The sequence below is a fragment of the Deltaproteobacteria bacterium genome (assembly GCA_026388545.1).
Taxonomy (GTDB): domain Bacteria; phylum Desulfobacterota; class Syntrophia; order Syntrophales; family UBA2185; genus JAPLJS01.
The window spans coordinates 124,101-139,417 of the sequence record JAPLJS010000114.1 but is presented as its reverse complement, the minus strand read 5'-3'; the positions used below and the strand labels follow the sequence as shown (position 1 = coordinate 139,417).

Annotated in this window: 12 protein-coding genes and 1 pseudogene; all 13 read right to left on the bottom strand. The window is 48.7% G+C overall.

Annotated elements, in window-relative coordinates; genetic code table 11:
* Nucleotides 1-10: 10 nt before the first annotated feature.
* The 13 genes and pseudogenes from NTW12_14685 to NTW12_14625 all read right to left on the bottom strand — a co-directional run bounded on the left by NTW12_14685 (nucleotide 11) and on the right by NTW12_14625 (nucleotide 14,776).
* Complete coding sequence (locus NTW12_14685) at nucleotides 11-1,234, bottom strand: CDP-glycerol glycerophosphotransferase family protein (GenBank protein ID MCX5847575.1); 1,224 nt, start codon at nucleotides 1,232-1,234, stop codon at nucleotides 11-13.
* 12 nt (nucleotides 1,235-1,246) lie between these two features.
* Nucleotides 1,247-2,668: a flippase gene (locus NTW12_14680; GenBank protein MCX5847574.1), complete on the bottom strand. Its 1,422-nt coding sequence runs from the start codon at nucleotides 2,666-2,668 to the stop codon at nucleotides 1,247-1,249.
* Nucleotides 2,669-2,671: 3 nt separating this feature from the next.
* Complete coding sequence (locus NTW12_14675) at nucleotides 2,672-3,841, bottom strand: phosphonoacetaldehyde reductase (protein MCX5847573.1); 1,170 nt, start codon at nucleotides 3,839-3,841, stop codon at nucleotides 2,672-2,674.
* Nucleotides 3,838-4,965, bottom strand: a complete 1,128-nt coding sequence (aepY, locus tag NTW12_14670; protein ID MCX5847572.1) for a phosphonopyruvate decarboxylase — start codon at nucleotides 4,963-4,965, stop codon at nucleotides 3,838-3,840. The genes NTW12_14675 and aepY overlap by 4 nt, the downstream gene beginning before the upstream one ends.
* 28 nt (nucleotides 4,966-4,993) lie before the next feature.
* Nucleotides 4,994-6,304 (bottom strand): phosphoenolpyruvate mutase, encoded by a 1,311-nt coding sequence (aepX, locus tag NTW12_14665; GenBank protein MCX5847571.1) that lies wholly within the window; start codon nucleotides 6,302-6,304, stop codon nucleotides 4,994-4,996.
* Between the two features lie 181 nt (nucleotides 6,305-6,485).
* Nucleotides 6,486-7,514 carry an MBL fold metallo-hydrolase gene (locus NTW12_14660; protein MCX5847570.1) on the bottom strand — a complete coding sequence of 343 codons (1,029 nt, stop codon included), beginning with the start codon at nucleotides 7,512-7,514 and terminating at the stop codon, nucleotides 6,486-6,488.
* 341 nt (nucleotides 7,515-7,855) lie between these two features.
* Nucleotides 7,856-11,191, bottom strand: coding sequence for a multicopper oxidase domain-containing protein (locus NTW12_14655; protein MCX5847569.1), 3,336 nt, complete (start codon nucleotides 11,189-11,191; stop codon nucleotides 7,856-7,858).
* Between the two features lie 193 nt (nucleotides 11,192-11,384).
* Nucleotides 11,385-12,614: an ATP-binding protein gene (locus NTW12_14650; protein ID MCX5847568.1), complete on the bottom strand. Its 1,230-nt coding sequence runs from the start codon at nucleotides 12,612-12,614 to the stop codon at nucleotides 11,385-11,387.
* A gap of 9 nt (nucleotides 12,615-12,623) precedes the next feature.
* Nucleotides 12,624-13,187, bottom strand: a pseudogene (locus tag NTW12_14645) (Fic family protein).
* Between the two features lie 80 nt (nucleotides 13,188-13,267).
* The gene (locus NTW12_14640) at nucleotides 13,268-13,954 is read right to left on the bottom strand and encodes a nucleotidyl transferase AbiEii/AbiGii toxin family protein (protein MCX5847567.1); all 687 of its coding nucleotides are present in this window, start codon (nucleotides 13,952-13,954) and stop codon (nucleotides 13,268-13,270) included.
* Nucleotides 13,929-14,216, bottom strand: coding sequence for a hypothetical protein (locus NTW12_14635; protein ID MCX5847566.1), 288 nt, complete (start codon nucleotides 14,214-14,216; stop codon nucleotides 13,929-13,931). The genes NTW12_14640 and NTW12_14635 overlap by 26 nt, the downstream gene beginning before the upstream one ends.
* A 60-nt stretch (nucleotides 14,217-14,276) precedes the next feature.
* A complete protein-coding gene (locus NTW12_14630; protein ID MCX5847565.1) occupies nucleotides 14,277-14,507 on the bottom strand; it encodes a type II toxin-antitoxin system HicA family toxin in 231 nt (76 codons plus the stop codon).
* Complete coding sequence (locus tag NTW12_14625) at nucleotides 14,507-14,776, bottom strand: hypothetical protein (protein ID MCX5847564.1); 270 nt, start codon at nucleotides 14,774-14,776, stop codon at nucleotides 14,507-14,509. Before NTW12_14625 ends, NTW12_14630 begins: the two co-directional genes overlap by 1 nt.
* Nucleotides 14,777-15,317: the final 541 nt, after the last annotated feature.

The following is a 15,317-nucleotide window of genomic DNA, read 5'->3' as shown; positions in this document are numbered from 1 at the left end:
CTAATTCAACCTATTGAATCCCAACCATATTTTTCCCCACCTCTATAACTCGTGAGCAACTATTTGCATCAACGAAGCTATTGTATTTTCTTTGCGCCGCCTTTCGCTCCACGCGGCATTTATCATTGCCATTTAATATTTCTTGGCAGGCCTTCATTACATCGTTCCAATCTCGACATTTTGGGCCGGCCATTGCGACGTGGTTGTAATCTTCATACATTTCACGATCGCCCGCAAGGTAGTTTTCAAGATCAAAGGGAGCGAACACCACTGGCCTGTCCAAAAGCAAGTAATCGAAGTATACACCGGAATAATCGGTAATAAGTATGTCAGTAAAATTAAGTAACGGATTGATCTCCGGAACCGACTTCTCATCAAGCCAACAAATGCGCGAAATTCGCTCTTTCAAATTGATCACTTGGGGTGAATTAAGGTAAACGTAATGCATCTTGATTAATAAAACAGCCTCATGATCCGTCAAAAAACTTTCAAACTTCTCCACTTCGAAAGTATGAAACAACTTGTCCATATCTTTTGGATCATTTCGAAAGGTTGGTGCATAAATAAGCACATACTTAACCACAAGGGACTTTTTGAGTTCCTCAATAAAAGGAATAATCGGTGGATTGGGATCAAGCAGAACATCGTTTCTTGGATAACCGGTGACTTTGACTTGCAGCGGGCTTACCCCGAAAGCGCTTGCCATATATCTCTTGAAAACTTCACTGCAAGCGATGACCACATCCCACCGTTCCACAGTAAACGGGAAAAAAGCCTGCCAAATCTTTTGCAATAATCCTAATAAGCTTGAAGTATCTATCTGAGCATATTTGTCATCCATTACGATTTGTTTCATGGGTGAACCATGCCATAACTGGAGCTTCTTGGCTCGCGAAATAGCTATCCTGTTTACATCAGCGTTACCCCAACAGGCTATCGCGAGACCGGCCCGGCAGGTAAGCCAGTAGCCTTTCCAGGACTTAATCATGTACACTTCAAACCCATACCTGTGCATTTCATTTACAACTTTACGTTCACGGGTCAGCCAGATTGCCCTGATTTGGGGCTCATTTTTACAAACACTTTCAAAGAGCCATTTACTGTTGTCCGTGTAACTACGGCCAAGCCATGCGCCGAATACCCAGATATTTTTATTGCGCGGGGTAAAAAAACTAATCCAGTAAAGAGGTAGTGAAATCAGATTTATAATGAGCGCCCGGATTCTCTGGTACACCTTACCTCCAAATCAGGCAGCGTTTGATGCATATCTTTGCAAGCGCTTCACGAGGTTAGAATATTCAGTTGAGGTTATGCCAATGAGACCGACAAACAAAAGAGCGCCGGTCATAACTGTGTAACGCATTATATTATGATCAGGAATAATGAACAGTTGAAACAATCCTGTCAAAACGGCAATTGAAATTAAAATCCATGAGCGCTTCTCTATAAGCCAACTCTGAACTTGCCGCCATGCGAAAAAGATATAGATGGCCGTCAAGAAAACATGGGTGATAATCGACGCAAAGAGGGCGCCGTTTAAATTGAATCTTGGAATCAAGAGAATGTTGAGAGCGATACTGACGATAACGGATAAACCTACACCAACCATACGCACAACCTGGCGATTATCAACCGTCAAAAGAATACCATAGGAAGCTCCTAAATAACGCAATAGAAGAACTATGCCAAAAAGAGGAAATAGAGGAATGACCTTGCTGAAACCATTACTGCCATAAATTAATTTCACAATCAGATCCGAGAAACCAATCATACAAATAAAGCCAAACACGCCTATCATCAAGCAATGGCGCGTCATGCGTGTAGACAGACTGATCAATGCCTTGCGATCATAACTGTCTTTGGCCATACGACTCAGGTAAATGTTGGAAAGTACATCAGTCAATATCAATCCGCCGACCATTATCCTCAATCCGGCCTGATAAATGCCGACATTTTCTGCACCGAGAAAGTGTTGAATAATGATCGTATCAACGGAAAAATAAAGTGTGCCTAAAGCTACATGGGCCGCAAAAGGGAATCCACTACTCAGCGCCGTAAGCGCGCTACGTCGGTTAGGATATATAAACTTGGTCCCGCCAATAAGATGCCGGTAAACCGCCCAAGAAAGAATCAGAAAAAAAGCCTTGGAAAGAACAAATCCTATGGCGATGACTTCAGGACCCTGACCAGATAATACAAGCCCTCCGACTAAGAGAAAAGTAACTATGCTTGACCAAAATACAGTCTTCACCTCTCTATCGAACAGGCCCATACCCCGAAAACTCAAGTTAAAAAGCAAGCCGTAGGAATTCAGAATATTTGAGAATAGAAGCAAACCAAGGATAAGGCGATACCCCTCAAGTGACTTTAATAGAAGGATCAACGGCAAGCCAAAAACGGCTACTATTGCGGTTAAAATCGTTTTTATCGCCACCGCCTGACAGGTCAGCCTATGTGCTTCCTGGGTTTTTTTCCCTACGTCCCTGACCAGTTGGAGATTGAAACCGTAGTCAACTAATATGACGATGATGGCCGCCAGAGTGAACGGATACATGAAAACACCGAAGGTTTGAGGACCCCAAAAACGCGCCATGATGATAAAGAGCAGGACGCCGTTGATAAAGCGCAGAATAGTCGATGTAAACATGAAGAGGGTGTTTCTGATCATGGTTCAGCTTTGAGGGTTTGCAAAGGCCGACATTGCGGCGGCCTTATTCAAAATATGTCTTAAAGCGCTTTTGTTTAGATATCGGGGATTGTTTTTGACACGATCGGGATTAAAGCCGTGAGTGATAATGGTCTCTATATCATCATTCGATTTTATTCCAAGGGCGTTCAAATTTGTCTCCAGGCCGATTTCCTTCATCAACATTTCAAGTCTTTTTGGTGCATTTTTATGATTCTTCTCACCCAGAAAGACGGCGATTTCTTTTAATGTCTTAATCACATATTCCCGGCCCCGTTTATCTGTGAGACTGTTTTCCGTAACGCCGGATATAAAATGAAACATGCCGGGCAAAATCAAACCGCATGCATGCCCGTGAGGTATGCCGAAGTATGATGTCATGGGATATGAAATGGCGTGGACGGCGGTGGTTTTGGTTAATCTTATCGCTTTGCCGGCCAAATGGGCGCCCTGTGCCATAGACAGGCGGTGCTCTGGTGTGGGATTATTTACACAGTCGATAATTCCGGGATAGATCAGTTCGATTGCACTTGCGGCCAATTTTTTAGATTGCTCTGTGGCATGGATGCTCCAGTATGATTCAATGGCCTGGGATAGGGCGTCCATCCCTGAAGATGCTGTGATATAGGGTGGCAAATTCATTGAGAAAGCCTGATCAATGATTGCAATAGCCGGAAGCATCGTTTCATGCTCCACGGAGTGTTTTTCTTTTCCGATATAGAGCACAGCAAAATGCGTTGCCTCGCTGCCGGAACCTGAGGTTGTGGGGATAGCGATCAGAGGGGCGCTTTTCCTTATTTCAGGTTTTTTTTCATTAAACCAGTCTTTCGGTTTGATGTCGTTTGCAGCAAAGAAGTTAATCAGTTTGGCTGTGTCGATAACACTGCCGCCGCCGACGGCAATAACGACATCCGGCTTTTCTTTCTTATACGTTTCCAAGCCGCGCTCAATATCTGCAATTTTTGGATTAGGTTCATTATATGGGTAAGGTACAATTGAAAAGCCTTTGAGCAAAGGGTCCAATATATTTTTTGCACCCGAAACCTCAAAGGATTGCCGGCCCGTAACGAGGAAAATATTTTTAGGAGAAAGTTTTAAAAGGATCGTCGCTAAGTAACTGATGCTGTCAAACCCGATATATTCTTGCTGATTCATTTCGAAAGGAATTCCATAAATGCCGCCTTATTTTCATGTGGCGTCGTTTTCGGGCGGCCTAAATCTGCTCTCGCGCCTTTTCTTACGCGAATTTCCAGCAGAGCAGGGCCTTGCGTCGCCAGCAATGGCGGCAGCAGGTCTCTGAGTTCTTCCTGTGACTCCACAACCAAGGTCGATTTATAGCCGCAGGCGATGGCTATCTTTGTAAAGGCGACGTCTTTGCCTGCCGTTGGCTGGCCGCCGACCGAATCATGGGCGGCGTTATTAAGAATGATATGTTTAAAATTATTAAGGTTTCGTGATCCGATAATGGCCATGGCGCCTAAGTGCATTAAAGCCGCCCCATCTCCGTCGAGACAAAAAACCTGTCTGTCCGGTTTTGCCAAGGCGATTCCCATGGCGATTTGTGAGGCGTGGCCCATGGATCCGACCGTAAGGAAGTCACTGCTATGATTGCCGTCAATCGCATCTCGATATTCGTAAAGTTCCCGGGAAATCATTCCGGTAGTTGAAACAAGAATGTCTGTCGGCCTTAACGAATCGACAATTTTCTGTATGGCGTATTCACGAGAGAGAAGTGAAATATCTTTTGCCGTTTGTTTTAACTTATAGGAATCAAAAACGCCCTTTTTTACTATAAGGGCGGCAGGGCATTTATGTGTGGATATTTCCGCAAACAAATCCTCTAAACAGAGATCGGCTTCTTCAACATTCTCTGGCAGGATGCGGTATGGAATATCCAATGTTTGCAAAATTTGCAGTGTAATTTTCCCCTGCTTGGCATGTTGCGGTTCGTCCTTTACTCCCGGTTCGCCGCGCCAGCCGATCAACAAAAGTATGGGAATGCCGTAAACATCAGGATCAGCCAGTGAGGTTAATGGATTAACGGCGTTGCCCTGTCCGGAATTCTGCATATAAACAAGCCCGATATGGCCTGTTGCCAGATAGTGACCGGCGGCCAGAGCGACGGCGCCGCCTTCATTGGCGGCAATGACATGCTGATTGTCGGGTACATGATCGGTTATATAGGCGCAAAAATCCTTGAGAAGGGAATCGGGTACACCGGTAAAAAAAGAAATGCCGCGGGTTATCAGCATTTCATAAAATGTACTGCATTTGATCATACCGGGTCTCCTCTCATCAAAGTACCCTTTACTTAATCAGATTTATAATCTCATTTATAGGCATGCACAAAGCTTCCGCTTCAAGGGCGCGCTCGCTCTCGAGGATTATCTTTGCCGCTTTGAGCATGCCGGGATAAGCGCTTCGCAACATATGGTTGGCATAAATAACAATCCTTACTCCAGCTTCGGCGAGTTCTCTTTCGGTAACTTGAGAATAAGTGGTCGGAATAACAACGAGAGGAACTCTTGATTTTAATTTATTGTAATGCCGGCAAAATTCCAAAACTTCGTCCGGTGTTTTTTCTCTGCTGTGAATCATTATACCATCGCAGCCCGCGTCTATATATGCCTTTGCCCTTTCAACAGCGTCGGTAATCCCCGCTTTTAGTATCAAACTTTCGATACGGGCAATAATCATAAAGTCATCAGTAATCTGGGCCCGCTTTCCTAAACTTATCTTTTGCGAAAAATTTTCTATACTGTCCTGCTGTTGTTGTACCTCGATACCAAAGAGTGAATTTCTTTTCAGGCCAATCTTATCTTCAATAATCACGGCGGAAACCCCTAAGCGCTCCAGTGTTCGAACCATGAACACGAAATGTTCAGCGATGCCGCCGGTGTCTCCGTCAAAAATGATCGGTTTGGTTGTCACTTCTAAGATATCGTTAAGTGTGCGTGTTCGGGAAGTCAGATCGACACACTCAATATCAGGTTTACCCTTAGCCGTGGAATCGGTAAGGCTGCTTATCCACATGCCATCAAATTCGTGACGGACATCATTTTTATTTATATAAACATTTTCTACAATCAACCCGCATAGACCATTGTGTACTTCAAGAAAACGAGACAATGGTTTGGCTGTGAGAAGCCGTCTCAGGCGCTTCCCTCTGATATCAGGAGTAGTTCCAATTTCGCATACAGCTTTGCTTAGGTTCGTCGATGATACTCCCGGTGTGTAGGGTGGCTCTATAAGTTCGCCGCCCCATTTTTGAAGAGTTTCGATGACCCGCTTTCTCGTTTCTTGTTGCACTCCGGTTCGCCAGTCATCACCATGTACAACGTATTGCGGCTTTATCTTCAATAGATTAGGAACATAATCTAAAGTTTCTTGTGGAATAACTTCTGCAACGCCAACGATGTTTTCTACTATTACTTTGCGCTGTTCGAAAGAAAGATAAGGCAGGCGTTTATAACTTGCTATGGCGCTATCTGTCAAAAGACCGATAATCACATCACCATACTGCCGGGCTACGGAAATAATATTCAGATGGCCCGGGTGGATCAGATCAGCACTCATGGCCACATATACTTTTTTTCTCTTGGGCTTTTTAGAAGTCATATTCTTTCTATCCTCCGCTGAAATCATGAATCTTTAGAAATGCATTACGAGATCTTTTTATTTTATTAGAAATTCTCCTTCTTTGTCACTCCCGCGCAGGCGGGTGCCCAGCATTGTTTATAGCATATGGATTCCCGTCTCCACGGGAATGACAGGTATTCTGCATTTCTCAAAGCTCTCATTACTTGGTTTCATTGCACAAATTAGTAGTTTGATAATCGTATTGCGTTGCAAATGTCAATTTGTCGTTGACGACGCCGATGTTTACATTGCCGTGAAAACCGGTAATGTAGGCAGGAATGTTTTTTTCTTTTAGCCAACTGCGTGCTTGTGTACTGCGATCGGAACACCACAGATCAGATGGAGATGTAATTATAACATACTGTGGATTGATTTTATCAAAAAAGCTGTTGGGCGCTATTCCTGCTGTTCCGTGATGAGGAAATTTTAGAACATCAGCTTGCAAATCTTGACCGTTTGCGGCGAGATATGTTCCTATTTTAGAGTTGAGATCTCCGGTTAAAAGAAAGCGATGATTTTTGTGCCGCACAAGCGTAACCAAAGATTCATCATTCAAATCGATGCTGCCGACAGGTGAATTAGTTACATTGAATGCATATAAAATGTCTAAACTGCTATCATCGCCTATATCAAAACTCATCCCTGCTTCCGCTTTATTAAGAGGTACATTTTTCTCTTCCAATAATTTTATTATATCCGCAATATCTTGTGCATTGCATCCCCAAGATTCAGCCTCACATCTATCATCGGTGGGAACATTAAAATAAACGGCGCCAATTGATATGTTACTGGAAATAAGTGCAGTCAATCCTTCGTAGTGGTCGGAATGAGGATGGGTTATAAAAACATAATCAATTTTATTAATAGGGATAACTCCTATATAGGGAATTAGGTAGCTTTGAGCATTAGAAACAAGTCCTGTATCAATTAAAATTGTCTTGCCGTCTTTTATCTGGATGAGGTGTGCATCCCCAAAACCGACATTAATCATTGTCCAATTCAAAGACGCCGATGAATTAAACAGCGAAACAGGAGTGATGCTTCGATTGATGCTTTGTTGAGTGTTTGAAGTTTCGACGAGGTTTTCGCCGCCTTGATCGCATCCGACGATGCAAAGAAGTGATAACAACAAAAGGATTGTAAAAACTTTGAATGTCTTTTTGATTGAAACCATATCTTTTTTAACCAAAGTATTTTTCTTTTATTATTTTATCGCTTATTATTCGGCGCTGTGTCTCACATAGATATGCCATGTCGGTATCCTTCAAAGATGAATTTGACCGGAAAACTACCATAAATATCTATTATTGTAAAGTACTATCAATATGTTAAATGAATATTATCTAGAATTTGTTTGGATTTACCAACGGGACTTGTGCAAAGATTTTGGCGCTTTACTTATTTCCTAAGATAAAGCTCTCACTTCAATGTCATCTTCAGTTTTATTCGTTCTCCTTGTCAATAATCAGGGAGGAGATCGATGAACCTGGTCTCCTCCCTGAATGGTTCAGATGGATTCGAAAATCTTATTCACTCGATTGGCTGCTCGAAGTTCAGTGGCGTCCATCCCGCGAAGGGGCCATAAGACTTTAAACTGACATAGGTATCCGTGGCATCCAATTTCCGAATTTGGGCCTGCCCGGATGTATCTTTCCAGAGGAGCCTGCCCGTGCCGTCCGATCTCGGGGAAAAACCTACCGGCGTCCATCCCGCGAAGGGACCATAAAGCTTTTGATTGACAAGGTTATCCGTGGCATCCAATTTCCAAAGATTGGCCTGCCCGGACGTATGGACCCAAAGGAGCCTGCCCCCTCCCGTGCTGTCCGTGTTCGGATAATAGCCTACCGGCGTCCATCCCGCGAAGGGACCATAAAGCTTTTGACTGACAAGGTTATCCGTGGAATCCAATTTCCAAAGATTGGCCCGCCCGGTCGTATGGACCCAAAGGAGCCTGGGCACCTCCGGCACTAATACAATCGGCCGCATCATGTCGTTCTCTTCATGGCTGAGGATGTGGCAGTGCCACACGTACTCGTTGCCAAAGTTGGTCATCTGATTGGTGGTTGGCACCGCTATGGGGCCTCCTGTGAGCGTGTCGATCTGCGAAAACCCCTCGGTGGAGCCTATCGGAGACGCCGGGTTCAGCGGACGGACGCTATCGGGAACAGCGAAGGGAAACGTCGGCATAATCGGCTTGAAGGCAACGATCGTATCCTCCAGCGGACTGATCCGGACCGTGTCCTTCCAGCCTAGTTCGTTGGCGTCGGGCAGTCTGATCAGCCCGTCCCAGCCAGCCCGGTTGATCACCTGCACGTCGAACAGGTGGAAGTGGATGGGGTGCGTGTCCACGCCATTGTGCGTGATCTTCCAGATCTGGACCTGGTTCGGTCTCACAATCTCGGTAGCCGGATCGACGAAGTTCTGAAGGACGAAGTTCGCGATGGCGGCGTTGGTAAACGGAACTTCCAGCCCCAGTTTGGCGGCCATCCGTCCGTAGTCGTCGAAGCTCGCGCCCATTTCGTCATGAATGGCCTTGGGTTGCATCGGGAAATTGGTCACTGCCGTGCCGTCAACCCTCTGGAAGCTCAAGGAGGTGTCGGAAATCCTTGAAATACCCCAGTTCGGCCAGGTCCTGGGGAACGTCCTTCCGTAGTTGGAATTGTAGGCGGTCTGCCCCACCACGATCGGCTCCTGCCCCACTGCGAAGGCGCCCGTGGTCGGGGCGGCAATCGCCGTCTGCAGGTTGGCCAGGGTAGTCACGTTGTAGTCATCGGGGGTGGCGGCGCCGCCGCTTCCCGTCACCACGATCTGCATGACCGTCCTGATGTTGGGACCAACGCCCGGCAGTATTGTATTTGCGCCGCCCATGTCTCGACGATCCGGGGCGCCCGTATAATAGTCATATTGCGGGACGAGCGCCGGGAACGCCGTGGGAGCATCGTTGTAGAGAATAAGGGTCTGGCCGGCGAACTTGGTGAAATCGACGATCACGTCGGCCCGTTCAGCCGGTCCCAGGATGAGCGTGCCTCCGTTGACATTCCCGAAATTGAAGGTTGTCGGGTCGTAGTTCCAGGTGATCGGCTGGTTGGGCAGCACCACCGGCGTCGGCAGGAAGCCGCCTTCGGTGCCAATCTGGATCATTGCGGGACCCCGCGTGTTCGGATTGGGCACACCGCCCTCCCTGCCATCTGTTGGCCAGGTAGCCGGGAAGAGCACGTTTGGAGCCGCAGGAACCATTGCGACTTCCGTCAGATCCGTCAAAGCACCTGCGAAGTTAAGCGAATTTGTCGGATTGGTATAACCAATCTTGTTGACGGCCTGGTACAGTTGCAGGTTGAGGAACCGGTCATGGGCGGCGTTCAGGACCCGGAATCGGTATTCCTTTGGATCCACCGTAAGGGTGGGATAGGCGGCGCCGTTGACCATCATGGTGTCCAAGAAGGCTTCCGCCCCCCAGGAAACATTGGGAGTGCCCGGCATTTCCGGCGGCTGGCAGAAGTTGTTGTTCAATACTCCCGTGGGATCGGGAACGCATGCCGGATCGTACCAGGCATTCGTGACTGGTCCGTGGGTGATGCATAAAGGCGGCACTGCGTTGGGGGATGATCCGCACAACGGGGTCGCCGGGAAGAACCAGGGGCCGTAGAACCACCGGCCCATCGGGTTTGAGCCGGTCATGTCAGGATTATAGGGATTCTCCGCGGGCATGTAGACATGGGGCCACCAGAGGTCGCCGGTAACCGCCGTCCCGGGGGTCGATCCCCAGTTCCAGGTTGGGTCGGTGCCGGTGTTGCCGTTAGCGACAGTGTTGTGGATGGTATCGGCGTTCACGAAGGTTTTGTCCTGAATGATCAGAGGAATCTGGGTGGAGGGAATCTTTCCGGGGGCAATCAAGGCCTGCTCAACTGCGTCCTGAATCATGTATCCCGCGGCCATGCCGACATAGACGTTGAGGCGCGTGATTCCCCAGGCATGGTCGTGGTAGAACATCAGCCGGGCGCTCTGTTGATTTGTATAATAGTAGGTCTGCGATCCGGCGCCGGGATTGTTCGTCGCACCCGCAGTGGCGCAGGTGGTCTTACCCGCACAGGCGGGATCGGTGATGTGCACCCCTGTTGCGGTAAACCACATATCGGGCACATAGGCCACGCTAACACCCTTGGCGTAGTCGGTGACTTCTCCGTTCGGGGTGATCCACTGGTGGGGCGTCCCGTCGCTGATCCAGGGGGTGCGGCCGCCGTGGAGATGGAGGTCTGCCCGGTTCTGAGAGAAAGTGCCGGTTTTCGTCGTGCTGGGCGCCTTGGTCACGGGATCGTAATTGATCTCATATGCCCCGGACCCCATAACGGTGGTGTCCACCGGTATGAAGAGATTGCCGCTGGCTCCTGTGGGCAGCTTGTTGGTAAACTTGATGCGCACCGGCCGGTTTTTTGTGGCAACGATCAGGGGTCCCAGGTAACGCACTCCTGCCGGGACGACATCATTGGCGGTGCCGGCAATGTTGGTGCCGTTGTTGACCTGCACATAGCCCCGCAGCCTGGTGGCGGGCATGGATGAATGCATCACCTCGGAGTACTCTCGCAGTTCGATCTCGTAGTAATCAGATCCCGGATAGGTAAGTGTGTCCGGAACGGCAAGAGGGATACTCTTGGCGGGGGCGGCGCCATTTCTGGGATCCCACAACCCGGGAAGAGGGTCGACAAACTTCGGCAGCGGCGGGCTGTTGGCCCAGTTGGGGGTTTCGAAATAATCCGGCTGGCCGCCGGGGGAGGTCAATGGCCTGGCCCACCCCTGGCCGACCCCCCAGGAAAGGACGGTAACTGTCAATAGTAAAGTTATATATATCAAAAATTTCCGTTTATTCATCTCACACCTCCTGTATTGTTTTGCCGCATTTTCCCTTATTAATGACATCATTACAATCAGGAGAAACATGATCTTTACTGCAAAAATATCTTAAATTGAAATAAGGAAAGGGATTAGCCGGGCAAGGGGTTCACTTAGAGACCTTTGCACAACCTCTGGCGGTTTTTATGTTTGATGTAAAAGGTTTCCATATTTATTTCCAGAGGGTTGATACGGGCAGGGCATGTAAATTCTTGCCGAAAGATACCGGTTCGCTGCCTGTATAGAGAATGATGCCGCGGTGAAAGGCGTCGCCCATGCTTTCGGAAAAATCCTTCAAGGCTGCAAAGTCTCTCCTCGTCAGAGTGGCCGCCGCCTTGATTTCGATGCCGACGATGCGTCCCGCCGGGTCCTCCATCACCACATCGATTTCCTGTCCCGCCTGGGTGCGGAAATAGAAAAGTCGTGGCTGGGTTTCACTCCATGACGCCTGTTTCAGCAGCTCCAGAAGGACGAAATTTTCCAGCAACGGGCCCAGAAGTCGGCCCTCCCCCAGCATCTCTTCCGAATAGACGCCAAGAAGATGGGCCGCCAATCCCGTGTCATTCAGGTAAAGCTTGGGCGTCTTTACCAGGCGCTTGCTGAAATTCCCCGACCACGGCGGCAGCAGAACCGTGAAGAAGGTCGTCTCCAACAGCGCCAGGTACCGTTTCAACGTCGTTTGCGGCAGGCCGACGCTCCGTGACAATTCGGCAATGTTCAGAATCGTCCCCGTCCTGGCCGCCAGCAGCGAGAACAGCCTCGGGAAGGCCGTCAATCCGTCAATTTGGGCCAGATCTTTCACATCCCGTTGCAGGATGGTAGTTGTATATGCGGAAAACCAAGCTCGGCGCCGGGCCGGTTTCACCCGGTTAAGCATCTCCGGATAGCCGCCCGTGAGCAGGCGCTGCATCAGATCGGAACGATTCTCTGAACTTTTTACAAACGGAACCTGATCATGAAAGACGTTATCGACAAAAGCATCGCCGCCGCCTTCCCACTCACCCTGCGAAAACGGCCAGAGGGTCAGGATTTCCATACGGCCCGCCAGGGAATCGGAAAGGCGGGGGAGGAGCAAAACATTGGCCGAACCCGTCAACAGGAAACGCCCCGGATCTCGCTCCCGGTCAACAGACAGCTTGATAGCGGAAAACAGCTCCGGGACCCGTTGAACCTCGTCAATCACCACCGCACCGTCGAGACCCTGGATGAAACCGACAGGGTCCTGCTTGATCGAGGCAAAAACCGCGGCGTCATCGAGGGTGACGTACCGCGCCGGATGGGAGCCCTCCGCCAGCCATTTTACCAGGGTGCTCTTGCCTGTCTGCCTCGCACCACTCAACAGCACAACTGGGGTGTCGGAAAGAGCTTCCTGAATATTATTGATGATATACCTTTTAATCATGGACGAATATTAACCACTTTGCGGACGATTGTCAACCAATTTTTTGAGAGCTTCCTGGATTCCCGCCTGCGCGGGAATGACATTAGGGGCGCGGGGGCTTTCCGTTATGTCCAGGGGGCTTTCCGTTATGTCCAGGCGGCTTTCGAATTCGCGATAAGCCGTTTTGAGGATAAACAGCAGGTAGTTGATATACGGCCAGGGGTCATGCTTTCCTTCGTGCCATCCTTGGGAACTCTGTTCAAGGGTTTCGTAGTATCGCTCCTTATTCTGTTCGATCAGGCGTTCCAGGCTGATGTACCTTCCCACCTCGTATCCCAGATGATAACTTTGCAGTAAAAGCAAGAGACGGGAAACCCTGCCGTTTCCATCGCGAAACGGATGGATGCACAGAAAGTCGAGATTGAATGCCGCCAGCGCGATGAGAGGGTGAACCCATCTTTCCTCAAGAGCGCGGAACCATAATGAAACGAGAGCCTCCAGATATTCGGGGGCATTGGATGCGGCCACTGTCTTGAAGCGGATACGCTCCCGGCCATCCGGATACCGTTCGATGATATCCCCGTCTTTTTCCTTGTACTTTCCTGCGTCCCAGTGAGTCGGGGGTCAGGTCTTGTATTAAGCGAAGCGTCAATCCGGGATTGGGGCCCCTCAATTTAGCGTTTTGCGGGGGACTGGAGTGAGTTATCGAGGCCATGAAAGATATCCCGATGCACCGCCTTGAGGGCGGCGGTGAAGACGACGGGATCGAAAGGTCGCTCCCATTTCACGGCCTTTAGCAGCTCCACGGGAAACTCATGAATGATTCTGGATATTTCAATTGGTTCGACCCAGAGATCCTTCTGTCGGGCTTCGCTGAAGATCTCCGGCCATGCAAAGGAGTAGCGCCCGGCGATGGCGAGGATATCGGCCATGTCCTTCGGTTCCCGTCGGGAGAGAGCGCAGAGCTTGTTCGACAGGATGTTTCGCCAGTGGTCGATGCGGGGATAAAACGGCGCTTCCTGAAAATCGCCGTAGTGAAACGCCACGTCATTGATGAAGTCGATCTTCAGGAGCGTTTCCTCCTCGCGGGCCATGATCCGTACAAAGGTGTCCGCAGCGGTCCCCGGTTCGAACGCTATTCCGCCGCGATGCAGAGTTTCCAGGACTTTTTTGACCTGCTCCCGGAAATCCCCCGCCGCGTTGACGAAAAAATCGAGGTCGTCAGAATGGCGATGGTGGAGGTAATGCCGACCGAGGGCAGTTCCACCGGTGAGATAAAATCCCGTATCCGCCTGCCGGATCAGAGCCAAGACTCTGTCCATGAAAGGGTAGAGTTTAGCCGAATAATACGCTTCTGGCATAGCGATAGCGCTCCTTGAGGCTTTCGGGATAGAGGCGATCCAGCACCGGCGCGCTCAATGCCTCCGCGAGACGGTCCGGGGGGATGAGGGCGAGAAGGGTGTACCAGTCATAGGTCATCAGCAGCCGGCGATACAGGTTGATCCGGTCGATATGTCCGATCCGGTCGATATCGCCGCGGAGCAGTCGGTTGAGTTGCGCCGGAGCTACATCCGCATCCCAGTAAACGGCTTTCAGTAAATGTGATCGGGTCATGTCTTGCATTAAGCGAAGCGTCAATCCGGGGTTGGGTCCCCTCAATTTACCGTTTTGCGGGGGACAGATTTAAATATTTTTTAGAAACTGAAAGTATTGATCTCTTGTCATTCCGATGACCTTCATATTGTTTTTGATGATAAAGGCTGGGACTTCCTGATATTTGGGGATCACGACGGGCCGTAATGCACCGGGATATGAATAGACAAGATGATCGCCCTGAGTTCGAACATACCGACAGCCGGCAGCTTCGAAAATTTTGACCTGAACCTGATACGTCGTAGGCCTGATAACTGACATCAAATACCGATTTCCAAAGCAGAAAAGCCAACCAATTCTTTTCTGACCAGCAGGACACTGCCCTGGTCTTCGGAAAATCCGGCTTCTTGCAGCAATTGGTCAAGAGTTCCCATTTTTTTACATTCTACAAAATTGATCGAGATGACTTCCTTCAAGTTATTTTTTGCATCCTCGATAGATTCACCGCATGACGCCATGTCAAGCTCCGGGCAATAGGCCACATACATGCCGCCCTCTTTCCAGATTTCTTCAGTTACTTTTATTTTCATGTTACGAGTCCTCCATCATTTTTTGGGGTCAGGTCATGTATTAAGCAAAGCGTCAATCCGGGATTGGGTCCCCTCAATTTACCGTTTTGCATGGGAAAGGTCTCGCCTTGATACAGCTCCGCCCTCTAAGTTACATGTAGGCATTTTTATTACTGGTAATTGGTAATTGGGGACAGCCACTAATTACCAGACATTCTTTTAATTAGTGGCTGTCCCCAATTACCCAGACATAATCTAATTTTTCTTTTGATGTTAATGTGTTAGATGTTGATTAAGTATTCACAAATTCTTTATTTCGTCAAGGATTATCTTGGTTGCCCTGCTCACATTGGGCCCCAGGAGATTCCGGAAAGTATGCTGGAATATAGGGATCTTACTTACCCGCTTATTATGCCCTCTATCCCCAAAATCCATGTCATACGCCTCCTTTAATTTTTGATAAGTACTTGCTTTTCTATCCAAAATGATGAGATACTTCATTTCCGTCGGCAAATTCTAACAGAAAATAAATACTACTTCAATAGGGAAGAGGCTTACTCTT

Coding starts and splice junctions, on each gene's coding strand:
- NTW12_14680 (MCX5847574.1), bottom strand. CDS start 2,668: ATGATCAGAAACACCCTCTTCATGTTTACATCGACTATTCTGCGCTTT.
- NTW12_14675 (MCX5847573.1), bottom strand. CDS start 3,841: ATGAATCAGCAAGAATATATCGGGTTTGACAGCATCAGTTACTTAGCG.
- aepY (MCX5847572.1), bottom strand. CDS start 4,965: ATGATCAAATGCAGTACATTTTATGAAATGCTGATAACCCGCGGCATT.
- aepX (MCX5847571.1), bottom strand. CDS start 6,304: ATGACTTCTAAAAAGCCCAAGAGAAAAAAAGTATATGTGGCCATGAGT.
- NTW12_14655 (MCX5847569.1), bottom strand. CDS start 11,191: ATGAATAAACGGAAATTTTTGATATATATAACTTTACTATTGACAGTT.
- NTW12_14650 (MCX5847568.1), bottom strand. CDS start 12,614: ATGATTAAAAGGTATATCATCAATAATATTCAGGAAGCTCTTTCCGAC.
- NTW12_14640 (MCX5847567.1), bottom strand. CDS start 13,954: ATGCCAGAAGCGTATTATTCGGCTAAACTCTACCCTTTCATGGACAGA.
- NTW12_14635 (MCX5847566.1), bottom strand. CDS start 14,216: ATGCAAGACATGACCCGATCACATTTACTGAAAGCCGTTTACTGGGAT.
- NTW12_14630 (MCX5847565.1), bottom strand. CDS start 14,507: ATGTCAGTTATCAGGCCTACGACGTATCAGGTTCAGGTCAAAATTTTC.
- NTW12_14625 (MCX5847564.1), bottom strand. CDS start 14,776: ATGAAAATAAAAGTAACTGAAGAAATCTGGAAAGAGGGCGGCATGTAT.